This is a genomic window from Vibrio harveyi (genome assembly GCF_030060435.1).
In the GTDB taxonomy this organism is placed as follows: Bacteria; Pseudomonadota; Gammaproteobacteria; order Enterobacterales; family Vibrionaceae; genus Vibrio; species Vibrio harveyi.
Map to the genome: position 1 here is coordinate 2,686,308 of NZ_CP125875.1, position 23,796 is coordinate 2,710,103.

Annotated in this window: 18 protein-coding genes; 6 read left to right on the forward strand and 12 right to left on the reverse strand. The window is 46.2% G+C overall.

Translation table 11 applies throughout. From position 1 onward, the window contains the following. The first annotated feature begins 88 nt into the window (after positions 1-88). Positions 89-1,156: an outer membrane-stress sensor serine endopeptidase DegS gene (gene degS / locus QMY49_RS12695; protein WP_009697598.1), complete on the forward strand. Its 1,068-nt coding sequence runs from the start codon at positions 89-91 to the stop codon at positions 1,154-1,156. 38 nt (positions 1,157-1,194) lie between these two features. Here the strand turns inward: degS and parC are convergent, their stop codons facing one another. The 6 genes from parC to nudF all read right to left on the reverse strand — a co-directional run bounded on the left by parC (position 1,195) and on the right by nudF (position 8,216). Next, complete coding sequence (gene parC, locus QMY49_RS12700; protein WP_283311840.1) at positions 1,195-3,477, reverse strand: DNA topoisomerase IV subunit A; 2,283 nt, start codon at positions 3,475-3,477, stop codon at positions 1,195-1,197. A 3-nt stretch (positions 3,478-3,480) separates the two neighbouring features. Next, on the reverse strand, positions 3,481-5,361 hold the full coding sequence (parE, locus tag QMY49_RS12705; RefSeq protein WP_283311843.1) for a DNA topoisomerase IV subunit B: 1,881 nt from the start codon (positions 5,359-5,361) through the stop codon (positions 3,481-3,483). Positions 5,362-5,615: 254 nt separating this feature from the next. Next, positions 5,616-6,200 carry an esterase YqiA gene (gene yqiA, locus QMY49_RS12710; RefSeq protein ID WP_009697597.1) on the reverse strand — a complete coding sequence of 195 codons (585 nt, stop codon included), beginning with the start codon at positions 6,198-6,200 and terminating at the stop codon, positions 5,616-5,618. Between the two features lie 54 nt (positions 6,201-6,254). After that, positions 6,255-7,061, reverse strand: coding sequence for a 3',5'-cyclic-AMP phosphodiesterase (cpdA, locus tag QMY49_RS12715; RefSeq protein WP_009697596.1), 807 nt, complete (start codon positions 7,059-7,061; stop codon positions 6,255-6,257). A 61-nt stretch (positions 7,062-7,122) separates the two neighbouring features. Next, positions 7,123-7,566, reverse strand: coding sequence for a DUF1249 family protein (locus tag QMY49_RS12720; protein WP_005395930.1), 444 nt, complete (start codon positions 7,564-7,566; stop codon positions 7,123-7,125). Further along, entirely contained in the window at positions 7,566-8,216 is a 651-nt protein-coding gene (gene nudF, locus QMY49_RS12725) for an ADP-ribose diphosphatase (RefSeq protein WP_005450390.1), read from the reverse strand. Before nudF ends, QMY49_RS12720 begins: the two co-directional genes overlap by 1 nt. 229 nt (positions 8,217-8,445) lie before the next feature. On the opposite strand from nudF, the gene tolC reads away from it, so the two are divergent. After that, positions 8,446-9,768 carry an outer membrane channel protein TolC gene (gene tolC / locus QMY49_RS12730; protein ID WP_005450392.1) on the forward strand — a complete coding sequence of 441 codons (1,323 nt, stop codon included), beginning with the start codon at positions 8,446-8,448 and terminating at the stop codon, positions 9,766-9,768. A 193-nt stretch (positions 9,769-9,961) separates the two neighbouring features. On the opposite strand, the gene hldE is transcribed toward tolC, so the two are convergent. From hldE to QMY49_RS12745, 3 genes are all read right to left on the reverse strand, one after another. Continuing rightward, positions 9,962-11,392 carry a bifunctional D-glycero-beta-D-manno-heptose-7-phosphate kinase/D-glycero-beta-D-manno-heptose 1-phosphate adenylyltransferase HldE gene (hldE, locus tag QMY49_RS12735; protein WP_005450394.1) on the reverse strand — a complete coding sequence of 477 codons (1,431 nt, stop codon included), beginning with the start codon at positions 11,390-11,392 and terminating at the stop codon, positions 9,962-9,964. Between the two features lie 77 nt (positions 11,393-11,469). Further along, a complete protein-coding gene (gene glnE / locus QMY49_RS12740; protein WP_283311847.1) occupies positions 11,470-14,313 on the reverse strand; it encodes a bifunctional [glutamate--ammonia ligase]-adenylyl-L-tyrosine phosphorylase/[glutamate--ammonia-ligase] adenylyltransferase in 2,844 nt (947 codons plus the stop codon). Between the two features lie 120 nt (positions 14,314-14,433). Beyond that, on the reverse strand, positions 14,434-15,690 hold the full coding sequence (locus QMY49_RS12745) for a methyl-accepting chemotaxis protein (protein WP_005450397.1): 1,257 nt from the start codon (positions 15,688-15,690) through the stop codon (positions 14,434-14,436). A gap of 48 nt (positions 15,691-15,738) precedes the next feature. Between QMY49_RS12745 and QMY49_RS12750 the strand changes: the two genes are divergently transcribed. Further along, on the forward strand, positions 15,739-16,557 hold the full coding sequence (locus QMY49_RS12750; RefSeq protein ID WP_283311850.1) for an ion transporter: 819 nt from the start codon (positions 15,739-15,741) through the stop codon (positions 16,555-16,557). Positions 16,558-16,582: 25 nt separating this feature from the next. Here the strand turns inward: QMY49_RS12750 and QMY49_RS12755 are convergent, their stop codons facing one another. Continuing rightward, a complete protein-coding gene (locus tag QMY49_RS12755) occupies positions 16,583-18,115 on the reverse strand; it encodes a CYTH and CHAD domain-containing protein (RefSeq protein WP_009697592.1) in 1,533 nt (510 codons plus the stop codon). 205 nt (positions 18,116-18,320) lie between these two features. On the opposite strand from QMY49_RS12755, the gene QMY49_RS12760 reads away from it, so the two are divergent. The 3 genes from QMY49_RS12760 to QMY49_RS12770 all read left to right on the forward strand — a co-directional run bounded on the left by QMY49_RS12760 (position 18,321) and on the right by QMY49_RS12770 (position 21,197). Then, positions 18,321-19,001, forward strand: coding sequence for a TIGR00153 family protein (locus QMY49_RS12760; RefSeq protein WP_047009129.1), 681 nt, complete (start codon positions 18,321-18,323; stop codon positions 18,999-19,001). Between the two features lie 130 nt (positions 19,002-19,131). Continuing rightward, positions 19,132-20,391 carry an inorganic phosphate transporter gene (locus tag QMY49_RS12765; protein ID WP_005450407.1) on the forward strand — a complete coding sequence of 420 codons (1,260 nt, stop codon included), beginning with the start codon at positions 19,132-19,134 and terminating at the stop codon, positions 20,389-20,391. A 194-nt stretch (positions 20,392-20,585) separates the two neighbouring features. After that, positions 20,586-21,197, forward strand: a complete 612-nt coding sequence (locus QMY49_RS12770; RefSeq protein WP_005450408.1) for a TIGR04211 family SH3 domain-containing protein — start codon at positions 20,586-20,588, stop codon at positions 21,195-21,197. A gap of 109 nt (positions 21,198-21,306) precedes the next feature. Here the strand turns inward: QMY49_RS12770 and QMY49_RS12775 are convergent, their stop codons facing one another. Then, a complete protein-coding gene (locus QMY49_RS12775; protein ID WP_005450409.1) occupies positions 21,307-22,032 on the reverse strand; it encodes a general secretion pathway protein GspB in 726 nt (241 codons plus the stop codon). After that, on the reverse strand, positions 22,032-23,660 hold the full coding sequence (locus tag QMY49_RS12780) for an ExeA family protein (RefSeq protein WP_009697590.1): 1,629 nt from the start codon (positions 23,658-23,660) through the stop codon (positions 22,032-22,034). The genes QMY49_RS12775 and QMY49_RS12780 overlap by 1 nt, the downstream gene beginning before the upstream one ends. Positions 23,661-23,796 lie beyond the last annotated feature (136 nt).

Sequence of the window (23,796 nt, forward strand, 5' to 3'; positions counted from 1 at the left end):
CGATTACGTCTTGCCCTTTTGTTATTTTTCAATGTAATGCTATCCTTCAGTTTTCTATGCCAATTGGGCGCTCAATCATGGAGAGGTTATGCTTAGCTTTTTGTTACGTTCTGTCTTTTTAGGCTTAGCAACTGCCATCATCGTATTACTCGCCGTTCCATCTTTGCGCAGCAATGTTATTCCTACAGCACTCAGCGATCCGCAGCCGAGCAATATCGCCTCGCTCGAAGTCTCTTTTAACCAAGCGGTAAGAAAGGCAGCGCCAGCGGTTGTGAATATCTATAGTCGCAAGTATGTTGAAAACGACCGAAGCAAGCTTTCAACTCAGGGCTTGGGATCTGGTGTGATTGTTAGCGAGAAAGGCTACATCATTACTAACTATCATGTCGTCGCCCAAGCAGACCAAATAGTGGTCGCACTGCAAGATGGTCGTGTTGCGGCAGCGCAGTTGGTCGGTACAGACAAGCGTACAGATATCGCGATTTTACGCGTTGAAGGTTCTAATTTACCTGTCATCCCACTGAATCCTGATTACAAACCTCAGGTTGGTGACGTGGTACTGGCTATCGGAAACCCATACAACTTAGGTCAAACCACGACGTTTGGCATCATCTCAGCAACAGGACGCTCATCGATCAGCGATGGTCGTCAAGCCTTCATTCAAACCGATGCGGCAATCAACGAAGGTAACTCTGGCGGCGCTTTGGTCAACACTCAAGGTGAACTGGTAGGCATTAATACGGCTTCATTCCAACAGGCGACAGACCTTGAGACCTACGGTATCTCTTTTGCGATTCCGGCTCCTCTGGCGAATAAGATCATGCAAAAGATCATTGCTGATGGTCGCGTGATCCGTGGCTACATTGGTATTGACGGACAGGATATCAATGCGGTTACTGCCCGCTTACTAGGTAACCAGCACATTGGCGGTATTGTCGTCCTAGGCATTGATCCAAATGGACCTGCAAGTGCGGCTGGCTTTGAAAAGCAGGACATCATTATCAGCATTAACGGAACCAAGGTGCAAGGTCGTCAAAGTGTGATGGATATTGTTACTGACTTGCGTCCAGGCACCAGCGTTGATGTTGGTATTATCCGCAAGGGTAAAGAAATGAATTTGAAAGTAACCATCGCCGAAGACAAACAAGAAGCATAAAAAAATCCCAGCTATTGGCTGGGATTTTTGTTTGTGCGTTATTCGCTATCGCTCGGCTCTTCTGAAACCTCTGAGCTTCCACCCATTTCAATTCGAGTTACGCGCTGCAAACCTCGCGGTAGCAAGCTGCCTCGACGTCCGCGTTCACCACGGAAGTTCTCAAGATCAGCAGGTTTCAAACCTAACTTTCGCTTACCCGCATAAAGTGTAAGAGACGCACCTTGTGGCAGAGCCATCAAGTGAGAAAGCACCTCTTCACGTTCTTTCGCCTTCGCAGCTGGGATGTTGATGATCTTGTTACCCTTACCTTTCGCTAATTGCGGTAGGTCTTTGATTGGGAACAACAGCATACGACCTTGATTCGTAATGGCTAGAATTTCATCTGAATCCAAGTCTGCAATCGTCTTTGGTGTCATCACCTCAGAGTTTGCAGGTAGAGTCACCAATGCTTTACCGCTGCGGTTCTTAGATAGCAAATCTGAGCCTTTACACACAAAGCCGTAACCAGCATCAGAACCCACCAGCCATAGCTGATCTTCTTCACCCATGATCACTTGGCGAATATTGCTGCCTGCGGTGATATTCAAACGACCTGTAATTGGCTCGCCTTGACTTCTTGCAGACGGTAATGAATGCGACTCAAGTGAGTAGCTTCGACCATCACTACCAAAGAACACCGCTTGCTGGTTACTCTTACCACGCGCATGTGCTAAGTATTGGTCACCAGACTTGTAGCTCAAGCCTTCAGCATCCACATCGTGACCTTTCGCGTGACGAATCCAACCTTTCTCAGAAAGCACAACCGTGATTGGCTCACTTGGTACTAGGTCGCGTTCAGTCAATGCTTTTGCTTCTGCACGTTCAACCATTGGAGAACGGCGGTCATCACCATATTTCTCTGCGTCTGCTTTGATTTCTTTCTTCAGTAGAGTGTTCAGACGACGCTCAGAACCTAGTAGCTGTTCTAGCTTCTCACGTTCTTTCTCTAGCTCGTCTTGCTCACCACGGATCTTCATCTCTTCTAGTTTTGCTAGATGACGAAGTTTGGTATCTAGAATTGCATCCGCTTGGATATCGGTAATGCCAAAGCGTTCCATCAGCACTGCTTTTGGATCGTCTTCAGTACGAATGATCTCAATCACTTCATCTAGGTTTAGGTAAGCAACCAACAAACCTTCCAAGATGTGTAGACGAGCCATTACTTTGTCTAGGCGATGTTGTAGACGGCGACGTACAGTCGTACGACGGAACTCGATCCACTCAGACAGAATTTGTACCAGACCTTTAACTTGAGGACGGTTATCCAAACCAATCATGTTCAAGTTAACGCGGTAGCTGCGCTCAAGATCCGTAGAAGCGAACAAGTGGTTCATCAACAGATCGCAATCAACGCGGTTTGACTTCGGAACCACAACGATACGCGTCGGGTTCTCGTGATCCGATTCATCACGAAGATCGTCAACCATTGGCAGCTTCTTAGCACGCATTTGGTTAGCAATTTGCTCAAGTAATTTTGCACCTGATACTTGGTGTGGCAAAGAAGTGATTACGATATCTGAACCTTCTTTGTGCCATACCGCGCGCATCTTGATGCTGCCACGACCGTTGCGGTAAATCTTCTCAATATCTGCTTGTGGCGAGATGATTTCCGCTTCTGTTGGGTAATCCGGACCTTTAACGAACTGCATCACATCAGGCAGTTCCGCCTTCGGGTTGTCGATCAAATGAATGGTCGCATCCGCCACTTCACGAACGTTGTGAGGTGGAATATCCGTCGCCATACCAACCGCGATACCGGTTACACCGTTTAGCAGAATATGAGGCAGACGTGCTGGCAACATTTGTGGCTCTTTCATCGTGCCATCAAAGTTAGGTTGCCATTCAACTGTGCCCTGACCTAATTCGCCTAACAGTACTTCGGCAAACTTAGACAGTTTTGCTTCGGTATAACGCATTGCTGCGAATGATTTCGGGTCATCTGGCGCACCCCAGTTACCTTGACCGTCAACCAATGGGTAACGGTAAGAGAATGGCTGCGCCATCAATACCATCGCTTCGTAACATGCAGAGTCACCGTGCGGGTGGTATTTACCCAACACGTCACCAACGGTACGTGCGGATTTTTTGTATTTTGCTGATGCCGAAAGACCAAGCTCCGACATTGCGTAAATGATGCGTCGTTGAACCGGTTTCAGACCATCGCCAATGTATGGCAATGCGCGGTCCATGATCACGTACATCGAGTAGTTCAGATAAGCGTCTTCGGTGAACTTGCGCATTGGCAACTGTTCAACGCCATCGTAAGTAATTTCTGTAGACATCCGTTAAACCTCTGCCATATCGCCGTTGTTTTGCAGCCAAGAACGACGATCATCTGCTCGTTTCTTACCAAGCAGCATGTCCATCATTTCCATGGTCGCCGCCGAGTCATCGATGGTTAGCTGAACCAAGCGACGCGTATTTGGATCCATGGTCGTTTCGCGCAACTGAAGTGGGTTCATCTCACCCAAACCTTTGAATCGTTGCACGTTGATTTTGGCTTTCTTCTTAGACAAGCGCTCTAATACACCATCTTTTTCGTCATCGTCTAAGGCATAGAATACTTCTTTGCCACAGTCGATACGGTATAGAGGCGGCATCGCGACGTAGATATGACCAGCTTCAACCAGCGCACGGAAGTGACGAGTGAACAGCGCGCATAACAGCGTTGCGATGTGCAAACCGTCCGAGTCCGCATCGGCAAGGATACAGATTTTACCGTAACGAAGGCTGTCTAGGTTGTCGCTGTCTGGGTCAATGCCCAGAGCAACTGAGATATCGTGCACTTCTTGAGATGCAAGCACTTGGTCTGCAGAGACTTCCCACGTGTTTAGGATCTTACCGCGCAGTGGCATTACCGCTTGGAACTCACGATCACGTGCTTGTTTAGCAGAACCGCCCGCCGAGTCACCCTCCACGAAGAAGATTTCGGTGCGGTTGAGGTCTTGCACAGAACAGTCTGTCAGTTTGCCTGGTAGAGCAGGACCTGATGCAATCTTCTTACGCACAACCTTTTTACTAGCACGCATACGGCGGTGGGCATTCGCTATACACACTTCCGCTAACTGCTCAGCCAGTTGTGGCTTTTCGTTCAACCATAGGCTGAATGCATCTTTTACTACACCAGAGACAAAGGCAGCCGTTTGACGAGAAGACAAACGCTCTTTGGTTTGACCGGCAAATTGCGGGTCTTGGATCTTGACTGACAGGACGTAAGAACAGCGGTCGAAAACGTCATCACCAGTTAGCTTCACACCACGAGGTAACAAATTGCGGAATTCACAGAACTCACGCATCGCATCAAGCAAACCTTGGCGTAGACCGTTAACGTGTGTACCACCTTGAGCGGTAGGGATAAGGTTCACGTAACTTTCCGTGATCATCTCGCCGCCTTCCGGCTGCCAGATTACCGCCCAGTTTGCCGCTTCAGTTTCTGCTGAGAACTCACCAGTAAATGGTTCTTCAGGTAGAACTGGATAACCTTTCACACCTTCCGCTAGATAGTCTTTAAGACCATCTTCGTAGTGCCATTTGTAGTCTTTGTTGTTTACTTTATCGGTAAACGTAATCTCTAGACCCGGGCAAAGTACTGCTTTCGCACGTAGGTTGTTCACCAGACGCGTAACAGAGAAGTTTGCGGAATCAAAGTACTTTGCATCTGGCCAGAAATGCACGCTGGTACCACGGTTACGACGACCGCATGTCCCTGTGACAGTTAGGTCAGAAACCTTGTCACCATGCTCGAAAGCAATCTCATAAATTTGACCGTCACGACGAACCGTCACTTCAACACGCTTTGATAGCGCGTTTACTACAGAGATACCTACACCATGCAAACCACCAGAGAATTGATAGTTCTTGTTGGAGAATTTACCACCCGCATGAAGCTTACATAGGATCAGCTCAACGCCTGATACCTTTTCTTCTGGGTGTATATCAACAGGCATGCCTCGACCATCATCGATCACTTCTAGTGATTGGTCAGCATGTAGGATGACTTGTACTTTTGAGGCATGTCCGGCAAGCGCTTCATCGACACTGTTATCGATAACTTCTTGGCCCAAGTGGTTTGGGCGCGCTGTATCCGTATACATCCCTGGTCGGCGACGTACTGGCTCTAAGCCATTCAGTACTTCAATGGCACCAGCATTATATTGTTCAGTCATAATACGGAATTGTTCTCAAAGTTTACTTGTAACCCGAGCCTCGCATTCACGCGAGCTGTACTCGAGAAACGAAAAAGCTACCCCGTCTGCACATTTATCTAAAGATAAAGAAGATGCATAACAAAGTAGTCAGGGCTTAAATACCCTTAAGATCTTTTTGGCAAAACATAGTCGGAAAGCATATCGACTATGTCAAGAAACAGTTGGATATATCAATAAAAACTATGAGCCTATTCCAATCCGTCTCTTTAGTATTACAGTTTTAAGAATTCAATGATTTGAGCAGGATAACGCTCAAAGCCTACAAAACTGTGATCACCGCCCTCTTCTACCGTTTGCGTCGCTTGTGCGAACTTTTCTACGGCTTGGCGATAGTCTAAAACCTCATCTTCGGTTTGTTGTAAAAGCCAAAAGGATTGAGGCGACGCGATGCTTTGTACATCAAGAGCTTTTAGCTCGTCAATATGACAAGCTTCAAGTGTATAGGTTTCATGCGTGTAGGGGTTAGTTTGCTCCCCTAAATAGTCCACCAGCAACTCATACGGCTTTACCGCGGGGTTAACAACCACTGCTCTAAAACCAAACTTATCGTTGAGCCAAGTAGACATGTATCCACCCAATGAGCTACCCACCAAGCCGATGTTGTAGTCATCTTTGTATTGCTCAATGATATCGAGCAAGCATTGTGCAGCAAGTTGAGGGAAGCATGGTAACTGAGGCACGATGACTTTTATATCTGGACGCTGCTGCTCACAATACTCTTTCATTAAGTTCGCTTTCATCGAAAGCGGTGAGCTGTTAAAACCGTGAATATAAAGCAGCAAAGAAGATTGACTCATGGTTGCCTCATGTAAAAAAGTAAGCCCGAACATAAAGTTCGGGCATGGTAATGATTAGTATCCGCTTGAGGTAAAGTCTGGCTGGAATTGACCATCTGGTAAACGGTTAACTTGTGTCGAGATGTCACCGTTACTATGTAGTTCTAATTCCCGCCAGCCTGGAGACTGTGTATCTAATGCAAAGTCATCAGAGTTCGGCTTGAACTGTACACACGTTGAAGGCGTTGCCATCACACGAATACCTTTGTGAATAATGTTCATATCCTGATGAACATGACCACAGAGAATACCCTTCACATTGTCAAATCGGTCTACGACCTGCCAAAACGCCTCTGCGTCTTTCAGCGTGTGCTGATCTAGCCAAGCACTGCCCACTAAAAGTGGATGATGATGCAAAAGCACCAACGTATGTCGCTGCGGATTTTCTGCGAGCTTTTCTTCAAGCAAAGTCAGTTGTTGATCGCTTAATCGCCCATGAGGAACGCCAACCACTTGTGAATCCAGCAGAATTACCTGCCAATGGTCACCCAGCTTTAGGTGTTCAACAGCTTGAATTTGAGGGGATGGTAGCACACTACCCATGTTTGGCTTGTAGTCATGGTTGCCCGGAAGCCAAAAACAATCTTTTTTCAGCGGCGAGATACCCTCAGCAAAACGCTGATATGACTCTGCACTATGATCTTGTGAAATGTCGCCTGTAGCCAAGATGTATTCAAATGGCACTTGACGATGAAGAATCTCTTTTACCACGGCTGCAAAGCTGTCGGCGGTTCTTACGCTCAGCAAACTGCCCTCATCTGCCTCAAACAGATGAGTATCCGTGATTTGTAATAGCTTTATGCTGTCACTAGATGGTTGCAAAATGAAAACCTGATTCGTCCACTATATAGTTTTTTGTTATTTTTCCTTAGTGACGTGACAATCAATTGAAGGCAAGCGGCGTTCTACTAATGCCACTTCGTAAACAGAATGTCAGCCATTCACCAAGAAACGTATTAAGCTGATGCTTTTCATCTTTCTGCATCAACTGGTCGTTGGGATAATCATATTTAGCTTTAATGCGAGAAAACTCTCCGCTTGAGCATACTTCAGCTACTCTCGCATCGTGATAAAGCCTGACAGACATCGTCGGTAAAGGAAACACTGGTGTTTCATCACTCTGACATATCTCAACAACTGTGGTGTATTTTGTGATTTCATTCACGGTCAGTTGATAAACCATATTCGCCGCCTGATAACAGCGTACGTCACCAACTTCGGCAGAGGCAGGCAGCAAAGCGTTCAACTTCGCATAGTTGGTCTCATAAGTTCTCATAAGACCTGCTAAGTCGACATGGTATCTTTGCTTTTCAGCTACTTGCGCCATTACTTACTCTCCACCATAGGGGATTTACCCCATTGTGATGTCAATTCTTGATGATTTAACTGCAACCATTGAAGCGCAATGATTGAAGCACCATTTTCAAATTTGCCATCTTTCACCCACTGATACGCAGTTTCACGGCTCATTACATGGACTCGAATATCTTCATTCTCATAGTCTAAACCATGAATGCCATGCGCTTTAGATGCATCGACTTCACCAATGAACACATCAAGCTTCTCTGAGCAGCCGCCCGAAGAGGGATAATAAGAGGTAACCGAAGCAACACGTCCTACTTGAATGCCCGCTTCCTCTTCTGCTTCTCGACGAATCACAGCTTCTGCTGATTCATCTCGATCAATCATGCCAGCAACAATTTCGAACTGCCATGGGTGCGAATGCTCTAATGCTCCAACGCGGATCTGTTCGATGATCACGACTTGGTCAGTCACGGGGTCATACGGGAGCATGGCTGCAGCATGACCACGTTCGAACATTTCTCGTTCGACAATCCCACTCCAGCCACCGGCGAATAATCTATGCTTAAAACGGTATTTCACCATTTTAAAGAAGCCTTTAAATACGGTTTCTTTTGAGATTATTTCCACATCTTGGGGAGTAAAATCATTCTGTTGCTTGTCACACTGTTGCATTCAACACCTCTCTGAGTGAATCTTGTAGTTTACTCATTGTTATTCGCTTGCTCAAAGGACTTGGCTCAACTTTTTGTACAATAGTTATAAATTATTTTAAGCAATTCTCATTTATTTATTGCACAACTGGATAATTACGTGTAAAAAAGTGCAAAGTTTCGAGTAAATATCGTCCAAATTGAGTTAAACTACTGAGAATTAACCAATCTATAGACCGCGGGAATAGAAAATGAAAAAACTGCTTCCACTATTTATCAGTGCAGCGCTAGGCAGTATGAGTACATCTGCATGGGCAGACTCTCTTGCTGAAATCTATGACTTAGCAAAACAAAATGATCCTCAATTGCTCAGTGTAGCAGCGCAGCGTGATCAAGCTTTTGAAGCAATCAACTCTAGCCGCAGTGCCCTACTACCACAGATCAACTTGACAGCAGGCTACGACATCACTCGTGGCGACAGAGATCTAGATGCAGGCGGAAAAACGTCTACTGACGAAAATGTACTGTCAGCAGGTGTTGGTTTTACACAAGAGCTATACAACCGTGCATCTTGGATCACGCTTGATACCGCAGAGAAAACAGCTCGTCGTGCCGACGCAAACTATGCCGCAACACAACAAGGTTTGATCCTTCGAGTTTCTCAAGCGTACTTCGAAGTGCTACGTGCACAAGACAACCTAGTGTTCGTTCGTGCAGAAAAAGCAGCGGTTGGTCGCCAACTAGAGCAAACTAAACAACGTTTTGAAGTTGGTTTGTCAGCAATCACTGACGTACACGATGCGCAAGCACAATACGATGCTGTACTTGCAGACGAAGTATTGGCGGAAAACTCGCTAATCAACAGCTACGAATCGCTACGTGAGATTACAGGTCAAGAGCACAAGAACCTAAACGTTCTAGATACAGCTCGCTTCTCTGCAAGCCGCTCTTCTGAAGCTGCTGAAACATTGATTGAAGAAGCGAAGACAACCAACCTAAGTCTATTATCTGCACGTATCGGACAAGACATCGCGCGCGATAACATCTCACTAGCAAGCTCCGGTCACCTGCCAACGCTTTCGCTAGACGGTGGCTACAACTACGCAGATACATCTGAAAGTGTTACAGATAACACGACTGACGGTTTCAAAGTCGGTGTTAACTTAGCAGTTCCTCTATACACTGGTGGTCGTACAACGTCTGAAGTGAAACAAGCAGAATACGGCTATGTATCAGCAAGCGAAGAGCTGGAAAAAGAATACCGTAGTGTTGTGAAAGAAGTGCGTGCGCAAAACAACAACATCAACGCTTCTATCGGCGCACTAAAAGCGTACGAACAGTCTGTAGTGTCAGCGCAATCTGCACTAGAAGCGACAGAAGCCGGTTTCGATGTAGGTACTCGTACTATCGTTGACGTATTAGACGCAACTCGCCGTCTATACGATGCAAACAAGAACTTGTCAGACGCACGTTACAACTACATTCTTGCTGGTCTTCAGCTACGCCAAGCGGTAGGTACACTGAGCGAGCAAGATATCCTAGATGTTGATGCAGGTCTTAAGCCAGCAAAATAAATGTCTCATGTATACCCAGCTTAGTTCAGCGAGAATGACTTGGGTATAATGCATAAAACGCCAGTTGAGCTTTCAACTGGCGTTTTTTTATTGCGAGCTATTTTGCTAAGCATTACATTCCAAAAAACAATTACGATCAAAAAAGGTCGCCCATAGAGCGACCTTTTCTTTAAGAATCGAAAGCAAGGAAGGCTTAGCCTTTACCGCCTTTGATGGCATTGATGATTTCGCTAGTTGAGCAACCATCTTCAAAGTTCAGCACGCGAACCTCACCGCCTGCGGCAATCACTTCTTTACCACCAGCGATCTCTTCAGGCTTGTAATCACCACCTTTCACTAACAAGCTTGGTAGTACTTCCGAAATAAGGCGTTGAGGCGTGTCTTCGCTGAAAGGCACAACCCAATCAACAGCACCTAAACCAGCTAACACAGCCATACGACGATCGGTTGGGTTTACTGGACGACCAGGACCTTTTAGACGTTTTACCGAATCATCCGTGTTTACCGCAACAATCAAGCGATCACCGAGTTCTGCGGCGTGGTTTAAGTAAGACACGTGACCAGCGTGTAAGATATCGAAACAACCATTAGTCATCACAACCTTCTCACCTTTCGCTCGTGCTTTCTTCACGGCTTCAATCAGAGCTTGCTCTGAAATCACACCGTAATCTGTATCTTGGCTACCGTGAATGGCTTCTGCCAGCTCAATTTCAGAAAGCGTTGAGGTACCCAATTTACCAACCACAACACCTGCCGCTGCATTGGCTAGAGCACAAGCTTCTTCAAATGATTTGCCTGCGGCAACAGAAGCCGCCAATACAGAGATCACCGTATCGCCCGCACCAGTTACGTCATAGACTTCTTTTGCTTGAGTCGGTAGATGGAATGGTTCCTGACCACGGCGGATCAGCGTCATACCATTTTCACTGCGCGTTACCAATAGAGCTTCAAACTCGAACTCTTCTACTAGTGCTAACGCTTTTTCTACCAGCTCTTGCTCTGACTTCACCTTACCAACAACATCTTCAAACTCTTTCATGTTTGGTGTCAGTAGCGTTGCACCACGGTAGCGTTCGAAGTCTGCGCCTTTCGGGTCGATGAAGACTGGGATATTCGCAGCACGTGCTTTCTGGATGTAAGCCTGTACATGCTCTAACGAACCTTTCGCGTAATCAGACATGATCACAGCTTTCACGCTTGGCAAAGCAGTTTCCATACGAGATAACACAGGTTCAGCATCGGTGTTTTCGAACTTGTCTTCAAAATCCAGACGAATCAATTGCTGACCACGGCTCATCACACGTAGCTTAGTGATGGTTGGGTAATCAGGCAGCGCGACGAAATCGCATTTTACTTTTAGCGAGTTCAGCGTTTCAGTCAGAACTTTCGCTGGCTCATCCATCCCCGTTAGACCAACAATGTGAGCGTGACCGCCAAGTGAAGCAATATTCATTGCCACGTTCGCAGCACCACCCGGACGCTCTTCATTATTTTCTACTTTCACAACAGGTACTGGCGCTTCAGGAGAGATACGTCCAGTCGGGCCATACCAGTAACGATCTAGCATGACATCGCCGATGATAAGCACACCAGCGCTGTTGTAATCAGGTAGAATTGGTTTCATTATTGGTCTCCAAAAATTAAATCGTGGTGAGTTTAACACAGCCTTTTTCTAGGCTGAACCTTGTGTACTACTTCTGCTTAGGCAAACCATTGATTCCATGCTTGCTTCACCCACTCTCGCTCCACAATAAATTTCTCTTCTGCCACATCGGCATCTAAGTTAAGCAAGTTTCGACGATGAGTTTCATCGCGCATTGATGTGTATGCGCGTGTCAGTTGCATCGCTTGATCTTCTTCCATGACACCTTGTGCGATTAGAGTTTCAAAAATACGTACATTATCGCACCAGCGAATGAGCTTAGGCTTACTGTGACTGTAGTTGAGCACAAGGTATTGAGCGAGAAATTCGATATCGGTAATGCCGCCATTATCTTGCTTAAGCATAAAACGACCGGACTTTTTCCCGCCAAGATGGTCACGCATTTTCTCACGCATATCGACCACTTCTTTCTTTAACGTGTCTTGGTCACGCGGTTTACACAACACATCATGGCGAGTGTTATGGAAGGCGATCGCCAAAGGCTCATCACCATAAATCATACGAGCACGCACAAGAGCTTGATGCTCCCACGTCCAGGCATCTTTATGTTGATAATCATCAAATGCATCTGTTGGGCTGACTAATAAGCCTGAAGCGCCAGATGGGCGTAAGCGAGTATCCACTTCGTACAGAATGCCTGATGCTGTACGAGTTGAGAAAATATGGATGATGCGCTGCGCTAAACGAAGATAGAACTGGCGACCATCGATTTCTTTTTTACCATCGGTATAAACGTTAACTGGGCAATCGTGCATGAACACAATATCAAGGTCTGAGTTATAACCCAGTTCCCAGCCGCCGACTTTCCCGTAACCAATCACGGCGAAGCCTTTGCCTTCACGATCTTTCACATGCGTTGGCTCGCCATACTTTTCCGACACTTGCAGCCACGCTTGGTTCACTACCGCTTCAACGATCGCTTCCGCCAAATACGTTAAGTGGTCACTCACTTTCATGACGGGCAATACACCTGCAATGTCTGCCGCTGCAATACGTAAGATACAGATTTGCTTAAACTGGCGCAGCGCTTCCATCTGCTGCTCCATATCATCCTCAGGGATGCGGGCAAGGAAATCACGTAGCTCTGTTCGGTAGCTATCAAGTGGAATTGGGTTGTACAGATGCTGAGGGTCGATCAACTCATCAAGGAGAATTGGGTAACGCGATAGCTGCTCTGAAATCATAGGACTGGCGGTACATAAACGAACCAGTTGTACCAAGGCTGCCGGATGTTCATCCAACAATTCAAGATACGTTGTACGAGTACAGATGTTGTGCAACAAGTGCAAAACACGTGGCAAGCCGAATTGCGCATCTGGGTGGGCAAATACCGCATCAAAGACTTTAGGCATCAACTTAGTCAGCACTTCACGACCACGCGGTCCAAGTGTTTTCTTTGCCAAGTCCGCTTTGAACTGCATGATGGTTTTTGCTAACTCTTGTGAATTTTCAGCTTTAATGTCCTCTTGTAGAACGTGTTCAAGCACATCTTGTTTGGTCGCCATGTCCCACAATTCGTGGAAATGACGAGCCACCGCTTCTGTTTCATCTTCTTCGTCATCTCCGATTAAGCTTTCAAACACCTTGTGGACATTTGCCATGTGTTGTTGGGTTTGAGCAATGAGCGTATCCCAAGATTCAAAACGCATCGCCGTAGCAAGTTTCAATTGCTCATCTTCACAATCCGGCAAGGTTTGCGTTTGCTTATCTGCCATGGCTTGCAACAGGTTTTCTAGCTGGCGCAGATATTTATAGGCAGCTTCAAGATTATCAACCTCTGATTGAGTCAGCTGACCTAGCTCACCAATGGCATTCAAAGTTTCTAGTAAACCACGACCACGTAAAGAAGGTTCACGACCACCACGAATTAACTGGAACACTTGAGCGATAAACTCAATCTCGCGAATGCCGCCAGCACCCAGTTTAATGTTGTTACTCAAACCGCGACGGCGCACTTCACTGCTGATCATTGATTTCATGCGGCGCAGGGATTGAATCGCGCTGAAGTCGATATAACGGCGGAAAACAAACGGACGCAGCATCTGGCGCAACTCTTGATATTGCGGATACATTTCACTGCCCATCACACGCGCTTTGATCATCGCGTAACGTTCCCAATCTCTTCCTTGTTCTTGGTAGTAATCCTCTAGTGCCGCATAGCTCATTACCAACGGACCACTCTCACCAAACGGACGCAAACGCATATCTACACGGTAACAGAAGCCGTCAAAGGTTTGTTGGTCGAGCGCTTTAATGATGCGCTGCCCTAAACGGGTAAAGAATTGCGCATTAGCAATGCTGCGGCGCGCGCCTTGTGTCTCACCGTTTTCTGGATAAGTAAAAATCAGATCGATATCAGAAGAGAAGTTCAGCTCGCCGCCACCAAGTTTACCCATGCCGATGATCAGCATAGGCTGCGCTTCACCTTCGGCATTGGTTGGCGTGCCCCACTCATTACAGCAAATCTTGTATTGCCATTGATAAGTTTCGAAGATCATCGCTTCAGCCAGTTGAGACAAATGACAAAGCGATTCTTCTAACGTCCAAGTATGGGTGAAGTCTTTCCACGCAATGTAAACCATTTCGCGGTTACGGAACTGACGCAGCACACGATGCCCAGCCATCTCATCTTGGCATCCAGCCAACAGCTCCGCTAGACGAACACGATACGCTTGTTGTCGACTATTTTCTGCCAGCATGTTTGGCAAGTCTTGCGCGAGTTTCTCATCACGGTGAATCGCTTCGGTAATGAACTTACTTAGACCAGACACAAAACGAAACTGTTCGGCAATCTCGGTAGGCCATTGTTGAAAGTATCCCGCTTGCTCAGCATTTTGAACCGCGGAATCCGCGACAGAAATCAGTGACGAAGGCAGCTGCATTTTTCTTCCTTGTTTGAAAAGCACTGTGGTTTGAGAGGTATACACTCTTTTATACCAGAGTTGGCATAAATAAAAACGCCCACAAAAGGTTTGTGGGCGTTTTATCAAAGCTTACAGAAACTAGACTTCGAAAGATTTAATCTTCTTATCTAGCTCTTCGGCGTTGCTTTGCATCATCTCAGAGGTTTCCAATAGCTCGGTCACGACCACTACTGAAGCTTCAACAAGCTCACGAACGTTGGTTAAGTTTTGACTCATTTCCTCTGCAACGCTGCTTTGTTGGCCTGACGCCGTTGCGATTTGGAAGTTCATGTCGTTAATCTGCGTCACCTGCCCAACAATGCCATCCAACTCGCTACCAGCATTTGATACCAGCTCTACCCCTTCTGCTGCTTCAACAACACTTTTCTCCATCAATTCCACTGCTGAGGTGGCACTTGATTGAAGCTGAGTAATCATCTCTTGGATTTCAACGGTTGCTTGCTGAGTGCGTTGTGCAAGGTTACGAACTTCATCTGCAACGACAGCAAAGCCGCGACCAGCTTCACCAGCTCGCGCCGCTTCAATTGCCGCATTCAGTGCAAGCAAGTTAGTTTGCTCAGAAATACCTTGAATGGTGCCAACGACACTACCAATTGCGTCAACACGCTCTTCTACTTGGTTAACGGCACTTGCCGAAGACGCGATATCGGAAGACAGTTCACTCATCTTAGAGACCGTTTTCTGCAAGAACTGCTGACCAGTCACGGCTTGCGTTGATGCCTGCTCGGTCAATGAAGATGCCGTCTGCGCATGATCCGCAACCGTTTGAACTGTCGATGACATCTCACTCATTGCGGTAGCAAGTTGATCGATCTCGTTGAACTCTTCTTGTGCCGACTCTTTCGTTTCCGACATACTCAATGTCATCACTTCGGTCAACGTTGCAAGCTCATCAGATGCGTTGATCTGCATTTGGATGACATCATGCAACTGACGACGGGTTTTCTCTAGCTCACGCGCTACGTCACCGTATTCGTCTTTACAATCCATACCAAATGGCACAGAAAGGTTTTTGCTTGCCATTAACTTGATTGCATCGTTCAAATATTGTGTTTGTCGTAGCATGACACGAGCTGCTGCAAGCAGTAACACCACAAACACCACAATCAACAATGCAGTTTGCCAAGCCACTTGTGTTAAGTAGGCTTCATAGTGCTGTTGGGCAACTTGTTCATTTTGCGTTGCTGCAAGTAATGAGTTGTAGAAGGTACTTGCGTCCCACAATTGCTTTGCCACAATCAAGATGGTGCTGAATACCATCAACATGACCATTTTCGGAACGAGCTTGATGTCGGATATCACCCTTTCCCACGGCTTAAATGCCAGCTTTTCCATTGTCAGTTCTCCACCGAGTCTTATATAGTCTTTGTATTACTTATAGTTATGCGCGCGATTGGCTCTGGTTGCGCGATTTATTTCGAGCTTCGTATGAAAAACTATGATATCAAAGACAGCACCAAACCGATGGGGTTGCTATCACTAATATTGTCCTTTATGGCGCTATTTGTGATCTCAGGCCTGTTGTTTTTCCCACTTGATCACGAAACCCGTCAAGTTCTTATCGGTCTGGATTTTATAATCTGTAGTATTTTTCTACTGCAGCTCATCGTAGATTTGATCCGAGCCACAGATCGTTGGTCATTTATCAAGCATCACTGGATTGATTTTGTGGCGAGCATCCCAATGATTGAGCCTTTGCGCTTTGCTCGCTTATTTCACATCCTGCGTGTCATTCTGGTCTTACGCTCTTCAAAGTTCATTCTTTTCCAGCTCAAGCAAAACCGCCGTGAAACTACATTAGCGTCTATTCTGCTGTTAATGGTGGTTCTCATCACTCTTGGTTCTAGCGCCATGTTGTTTATTGAAGGGCAAAACCCTGAAGCCAATATTCAAACAGGAACAGACGCTTTGTGGTGGGCATTTGTCACTATTTCGACCGTTGGCTACGGCGACCACTATCCAGTCACGACAGGAGGCAAGCTGCTTGCCGTACTGATCATCATTTGTGGTGTCGGCATCTTCGGTATGATTTCAGGTTTGATCACGTCGATCCTAACCGCACCGACCAGACAACAGGACAATCGTTCTAAGAATAAAGAGAAGCTCTTGGAGCAAGTATTAGAAAGGCAGGAGCAGATCTTAAATCGACTGCAGTCCATCGAAGATGAACTGCGAGAGCAAAAACAACAGACAAAAAAATAGGACCAGAGGGTCCTATTTTTTGCTCTTATTCTTGCCAGTATGGCTCGACTTCAACACTGATTGCGCGAGTCTGATCCATAGCATGCAGGATGGAACGTTCTTGGCGGTGCAGCCAGCGCTCTAACTGCTCTTGTTCTTCCCCTTCTAACATGCCAATTAATGGCAGAAGGTGATTAAGCATAAGCAGGTCGTCGATACCATGCACTAGGTCTGCCCATGGTAAACGGAAGGTATTGCGCTCTTCTGCATCGTACAAGCTCGCAAAACCAATACCGGTGTACAAGTTACGTAAAAGACGGTATCGCTGATCCACGTACTCTTGAGCCGAGAGTTCTCGCTCTGCGGGGAAAGCTTCCATCAGCTCAGCCCAAGTGCGATCCAACTGCTTCACTGAGAAAGGTTGAATGTTGCTCGACATCTTTTCGCGCGCTTTATCATCCAAAAATGGCTGCCAACCACGCGTCAGAATCCAACGGCTCAAATCCAATAACAAACCGGTGTAACGTGCAGAGCTTAATAGCTCTAACACCGCTTCGCGGCTTGGCAACTCGCCCAGTTGTTGTGTCAACTCAGAAACAAGGAACTTACGCGCATCAAGTTTGCGCAGCACGTTGCCTTTATCATCTAGCAACTCTTCTAAGTGAGCGTGTTCATCTAACCATTCAAGCTCTTCTTCTAGCCACTTCATTTCTTGGCGAAGAATTGCACTTGCTCGACGCGGCACCATGCTGCCAAAGATAGTAAATGTCTGGCGGATAAAGCGAATCGCATTAACGATTTCACGTAATGCTTCAACGCAATCACGCTCAGTGTAGATTTGCTCATGGTAATGCCAGTGCGATAGCGCATGCTCTAGCGAATTAATCAGGCAGTACTCGACTGTGTCGTTTTTCGTGCTGTCCACTAATGCTAGTGGTTTGACTTCATCACCAGCGTAACCACTGGCTAAGCGATAGCCTTTCGCAGCTTTACTCAGGTTACCAAGGCGCATACCACCTGCTTCACACAAACTGCGAGCAAGGGTAAACAAAGCATCTGTCTGACCCGATTTCAGCTCTAATTCAACTTCACAGATAGGATCTTGCTTCTCTTCTCCATCCGTACCTTGAGCAATCACAGCTCCTTGGTCGAACGCAACTTCGATTTGGCTACCATCAGGCATCCCAATCAACCATTGTTCACGAGTAAAGTTGGTAGAAAAGAGCGGCGTCAGTTCCGCTTGTAGCGTAGCGACATCTTTGCCAGAAGGCCAGATATCAGAAGGATGAAGCGTGAGGTCCGGCTCATTACTGGTGTGCTCAGCATTGTATTCTGGTCTTTGATGAAGGCCTGCAACAACGCGTCCTGCTGTTTTTACAGTCTGGACAAAAACATCATCAAAACGGCGAATTCTTAAACCAATGTCGTGCTTTCTTAACCATTTATCAGCGGTATCAAAGTAGGTGTTACCCAAATCACGACTACTGTGCTGAAGTACTTTTGTTTCGGAAATTTTAGCTCTTAAAGTCTCTGAAAATTCAGGAGAAACAAAAAACTTCAGTTCTATCTCGGTTTCCATAGCTATACCTTTCAAAGCAGATAGAAACAGGATATTGCCTAATTTCTCACACGGCAAGAAAGAAATATCACCCGAATGATGATCTAAAACAGTTTTAATGAGCGATTTAATGCGTTAACATGCGCGCCTTTATAGCCATCGTTCAACATTTCGCCAAGAAATGGTGTATGTTTTTTTAAGGTTATAGTTATTAGGTTGAATGACCATGCCAGTAAATACAATTATGGGGTTATTTGCAAAGTCCCCAATTAAGCCTTTGCAGCGCCACGTTGTGTGTGTCAACGAATGTTGTTCACACCTGGTTAAGTTCTTTGAAGTATCTTCAAAGGGTGACTGGGAAAAAGCATCTGAAATCCGTGCTCAAATTTCTCACCTAGAGAAAGAAGCGGACGTGCTAAAACGTGAAATCCGTCTAAAACTGCCTCGCGGTTTGTTTATGCCAGTCGATCGTACTGACATGCTTGAGCTTCTAACTCAACAAGACAAACTTGCTAACCTGGCAAAAGACATTGCTGGCCGTGTATATGGTCGTCAACTTGTCATTCCTGAGGCTCTCCAACCAAACTTCCTCGCATACGTTCAACGTTGTCTTGATGCGGCTGATCAGGCGCAAAAAGTAATTAACGAACTTGATGAACTTCTAGAGACCGGCTTCAAAGGCCGTGAAGTAACGCTCGTTGCTGAAATGATTCATCAATTGGACGTAATTGAAGATGATACCGATGCAATGCAGATTGAACTTCGCCAACAACTGATGGTGATTGAATCTGACATGAACCCTATCGATGTCATGTTCTTGTACAAGATTCTTGAATGGGTAGGTGGTATTGCCGACCAAGCGCAGCGCGTAGGTGCTCGTTTGGAAGTCATGCTATCTCGATCTTAAAACATAAGTTAACGACATAACGAAGAGCATTATTCACGCGTGTCAGATGGACGATGACAAAATTCACCGTCTTATGGGCTGACGCGCGCAAAATTTTGCTCCGCTTGTTATAAAACAACTAGGTATTACGATGGATATCCTTGCGAACTACGGCACTGTCCTGATTATTGTTGCAGCGATTTTTGGTTTCATGATGGCGATTGGTATTGGCGCGAACGACGTTGCTAATGCTATGGGTACATCTGTTGGCTCAAAAGCGCTAACCGTAAAACAAGCAATCATCATTGCGATGATCTTTGAATTTGCGGGTGCATACCTTGCAGGCGGTGAAGTAACCGACACTATCCGTAAAGGTGTTATCGAAACATCTCTATTTGCTAGCCAACCTGATATTCTTGTCTACGGCATGATGTCAGCACTTCTTGCGGCTGGTACTTGGCTTCTACTTGCTTCTTACATGGGCTGGCCAGTATCGACTACTCACTCTATCATCGGTGCAATCATCGGTTTTGCGTGTGTGTCTGTAGGTACTGAAGCAGTTGATTGGAGCAGTGTACAAGGGATTGTCGGTAGCTGGATTATTACTCCGGTTATCTCAGGCTTCTTTGCTTACGTCATTTTTGTCAGCGCACAGCGTCTGATCTTTGATACTGAGAACCCACTATTCAACGCAAAACGTTTCGTTCCAGTTTACATGTTCATCACGACGATGGTGATTGCACTTGTAACTATCAAGAAAGGTCTGAAACACGTAGGTCTACACCTTAGCAACGGTGAAGCATGGATGTGGGCAGCAGTCGTATCTGCAGCAGTAATGGCTGGCGGTTACTTCTACATTCAGAAGAAATTTGCTAACCGTGAAGAAGACCGCAGCTTTGCTGGCGTAGAAGGTATCTTCAGCGTACTAATGGTTATCACAGCGTGTGCTATGGCATTCGCTCACGGTTCAAACGACGTAGCTAACGCGATCGGTCCACTGTCTGCAGTTGTATCAACTGTTGAGCACATGGGTGAAATCACAACGAAAAGCTCAATCGCATGGTGGATTCTTCCTCTAGGTGGTTTTGGTATCGTTGTTGGTCTAGCAACACTAGGTCACAAAGTAATGGCAACTGTTGGTACTGGTATCACTGAACTAACACCAAGCCGTGGCTTTGCTGCTCAGCTAGCAACAGCATGTACAGTAGTTCTAGCGTCAGGTACAGGTCTACCTATCTCTACAACGCAAACACTGGTTGGTGCGGTTCTAGGTGTAGGTTTCGCTCGTGGTATTGCAGCCCTTAACTTGGGCGTAGTTCGTAACATCGTTGCATCTTGGATCGTTACGCTACCTGCTGGTGCACTACTAGCAGTCGTATTCTTCTACGGCATCCAAGCGATGTTCTCGTAACACTGCTTTAGCGCGAAGCGCTGGGTCAATACAATGTAAACGCTTTGTCATTATTGACTCAAACGCACAGAAAGGGAGGCTTTGCCTCCCTTCTTTGTTGCACCCAAGTTTGAAACTGCATAATATTCGTCTATTTCCGGCTCCAATAATTCGGTGCCAAAGCTGTATCCAAGAAAATCGTTAAGGGATTTACTGTGAAAAAACTAATCATCACGGTTTTGTTTACTTTGCTAGCAGCGCCAGCGGCACTAGCGGCAGACCGTTATATTTCTGATGACCTATTCACTTTCATGCACTCTGGTCCAAACAACACTTACCGTATCATGGGTAGTGTTAACGCAGGCTCTAAAGTACAACTTCTTCAAACAAACAAAGACACGGGTTACACCCAAATCCGTGATGCGCGCGGTCGTACTGGCTGGGTTCAAAGCAAGTTTGTAACTAACCAAGAGAGCATGGCAATCCGCCTTCCTCGCGTTGAGAAAGAACTGAAAGAAGTGAAAGAGCAACTGGCAAACGCACGCCAGAACTCAGACACAGAAAAAGCGGGTCTAGTAACGTCACTAGAAACACGCAACCAACAAATTTCTGATCTAGAGAAGAAATACTCTGAAATCAGCGACCAGCTTACTTCTGTTGAAACAGAGAACCGCGAACTTCGCGCCAAACTAGACACACAAAAAGACGACATGTTACTGAAGTACTTTACTTACGGTGGTGGTGTTGCAGGTCTAGGTCTACTGTTTGGTTTGATTCTTCCTCATATCATCCCACGTAGAAAGAAATCACCAGCAGGTTGGGCGTAATCACCTTACTCTGAATCGGTAAAAGAAAAGCCAGTCGAACTCGACTGGCTTTTTTGTTTTGTCTGTGTCTCGTCCTGAATGACACAGAGAAAGAAACGATAGGATGCCTCTAGCCTTTCCATTCATACAAAGCAGGGATACGGATCTGCTCGCCTTGGAATTCAACAATGACCGCTTGAGGTTGGATCTCTTTTAAGGTCACTTGCCCATCGACAACATCGCCTTGGTGGTACTCAACATTGTTAATTTTCACCCAACGTCGCTTCACATCACTTGAGTACATGTGAGTTTGTAAGTTAAGAGCAGGCAAACGACCATGCCATTGTTGAGCTTCTCGCTCTAAATCGTCAACAGACGAGCTATCGTTTGTCGATGGCTGGTCATCGTTCGCAAGCGCGTTCTCTACTTTCAAAGCAAGGTCAGGCGACAATGAGGACAAATCAAGATCATCTAAAGACAGACCAAGGTCATCACCACTTCGCATTGTAGGGCTTGTTTTTACTGTTTTCTGAGGCTCGTTGAGTAGCTCTTGCTCACCAGGAACGGCGTCATTACTCGCATACTCTTCACCAATAAAGGTACCAATGTCCTGTGAGAGCTCTGCTGTTGGCCATTCACGCTGAAGCTGCGCCAATTGGGGCTCTTCAGGATAACTCAAGCTTTCAAAGTTAGTCATAGGTTTAAGCTCGACCAATGCATTGGTTGCTTGTGCTTGTATCTCTGTTGCCGCTGGAGCTATGCCCTCTTGAGCAAATAAGTCCAAATACCAAGCAGCACCGACTGCCGTAATACTTACCGGCAATAAAAAGAGCCCCACATGCTTCATGACTGACATTATGCGCCCTCCTCTTTAATCTGTTTCAAGGCAGGAGCATCAGTTTGCACGCTCTGCTGTAAGCGCTCTAAAGTTCTTTGACCGGCAATACCATCAACGCCAATGCCCTGCCAACGCTGGAACAATTCCACTCGCTCTTTTAATGCAGCATCAAAGATGTCCGTGCCTAATGGCTGTTCATTCACCGCTTGAGCGAGAAGGGTATCCAATACTTCAATTGCTGGACCTTCCATATCTAAACGTAGGGTCTCTCTCAGAGGAGCTTGCCACAATTCAATGATATTGCCCTGCCACAATGGTTTAAGCCATGAAACAGGCAATCGCAAACGTTGGCTACCATTAAGGACTTCCACCTTGTCATTTCCAATCGCGTACAACAGGACGTAACCCACTTGCCCTTGGTAATTCAGCTCTAAGATGACAGGGCGATTTTGTTGCACTAACAACGGCCACGTTGCCATTTTACGCTCACAACGCATGGTTGATTGCGGTTCGGACAAACACAAGTTGTCACGAACAGAGGCACGATAGCCCCACAACTTGTACAGTTCATTAACTGCCAAGTTCGATTGCGTCTGCTCTAAGAGCATATTGCGTTGTTCACTGGTGAGTTGCTCGTTCATCTCTGCGATTACAGGTTGCGATGTCGTCTGAGCAACTTGAATGGGGTTAGATTGGATACTGGTACTAACTTGAGATGGCATTTTCTGCATCACTGCCCAACCAATACCTACCGCGGCAAACACGCCAATCGCAGCAGAGCCCCAAGTAGGCCATTCAAAGCTACGACGGACAGGCTGGTCTTGCTGGTAAATTTCGGCTTGGAACTGCATCACCTCTTCACAAGCCTGATGTACTGTTTGCTTATCAACCACAACATTACCTTTGTGGTAACTCAGGTTTAACGACTTATCACAAATCAGGTTAATCAAGCGTGGGATGCCGTGACTGTACTTAGCAATCAATTTGGTCGAGCTACGGTCAAACAACTGTTTATCACCACCAGCAGTATGCAGGCGGAAAGTAATATAGTCCGCAGTCTCTTTCTCATCAAGTGGTAGCAGGTGATATCGACCAGTAATCCGTTGAGCAAGTTGACGCAATTGAGTGGTTTGCAGCAAGCGTTGCAGCTCTGGCTGACCAACTAACAGCACTTTGAGGAGCTTTCTGGTGTCCGTTTCTAAGTTGGTTAATAAGCGAAGCTGTTCAAGCACATCAGCGGCTAAGTGCTGAGCCTCATCAATCACCAATAAGGTCGTCCAGCCCATTTTATGATTGCGCAATAAGTAATCATGAATCGCTTGGTTAAGCTGCTTGAGGCTCGCTTCTTCGGGGTAGGTGACTTTGAACTCGTCACAAATGGCTTCAAGTAAATCGCGGCTTGAGAAGGTCGGATTAAGGATCAAGCCCGCTTTCGTATTCTCATCCAAGTTTGCCAGCATGGCTTTAGCAACCGTGGTTTTACCTGTCCCTACTTCACCGGTTAGCATGGCAAAACCACCACCATCGCCTAACCCCGCCTGCAGATGCGTAATCGCCTCTTTATGACGTTGACTCAGATACAGATAACGCGAGTTTGGAACTATGGAAAATGGCAGTTCAACAAACCCGAAAAAGTCCTTATACATTAGGATCTCCAGCTAAAACCCACCCTCAATCAAATCGGGTATTTCCTTATTAGACTTAAACAAAGCGCTAAGTTCTTTTAGAAGTAAAGAAAAGTACCATTGCTTGCTACAATGTCCAACGTCAGATCGATAAATT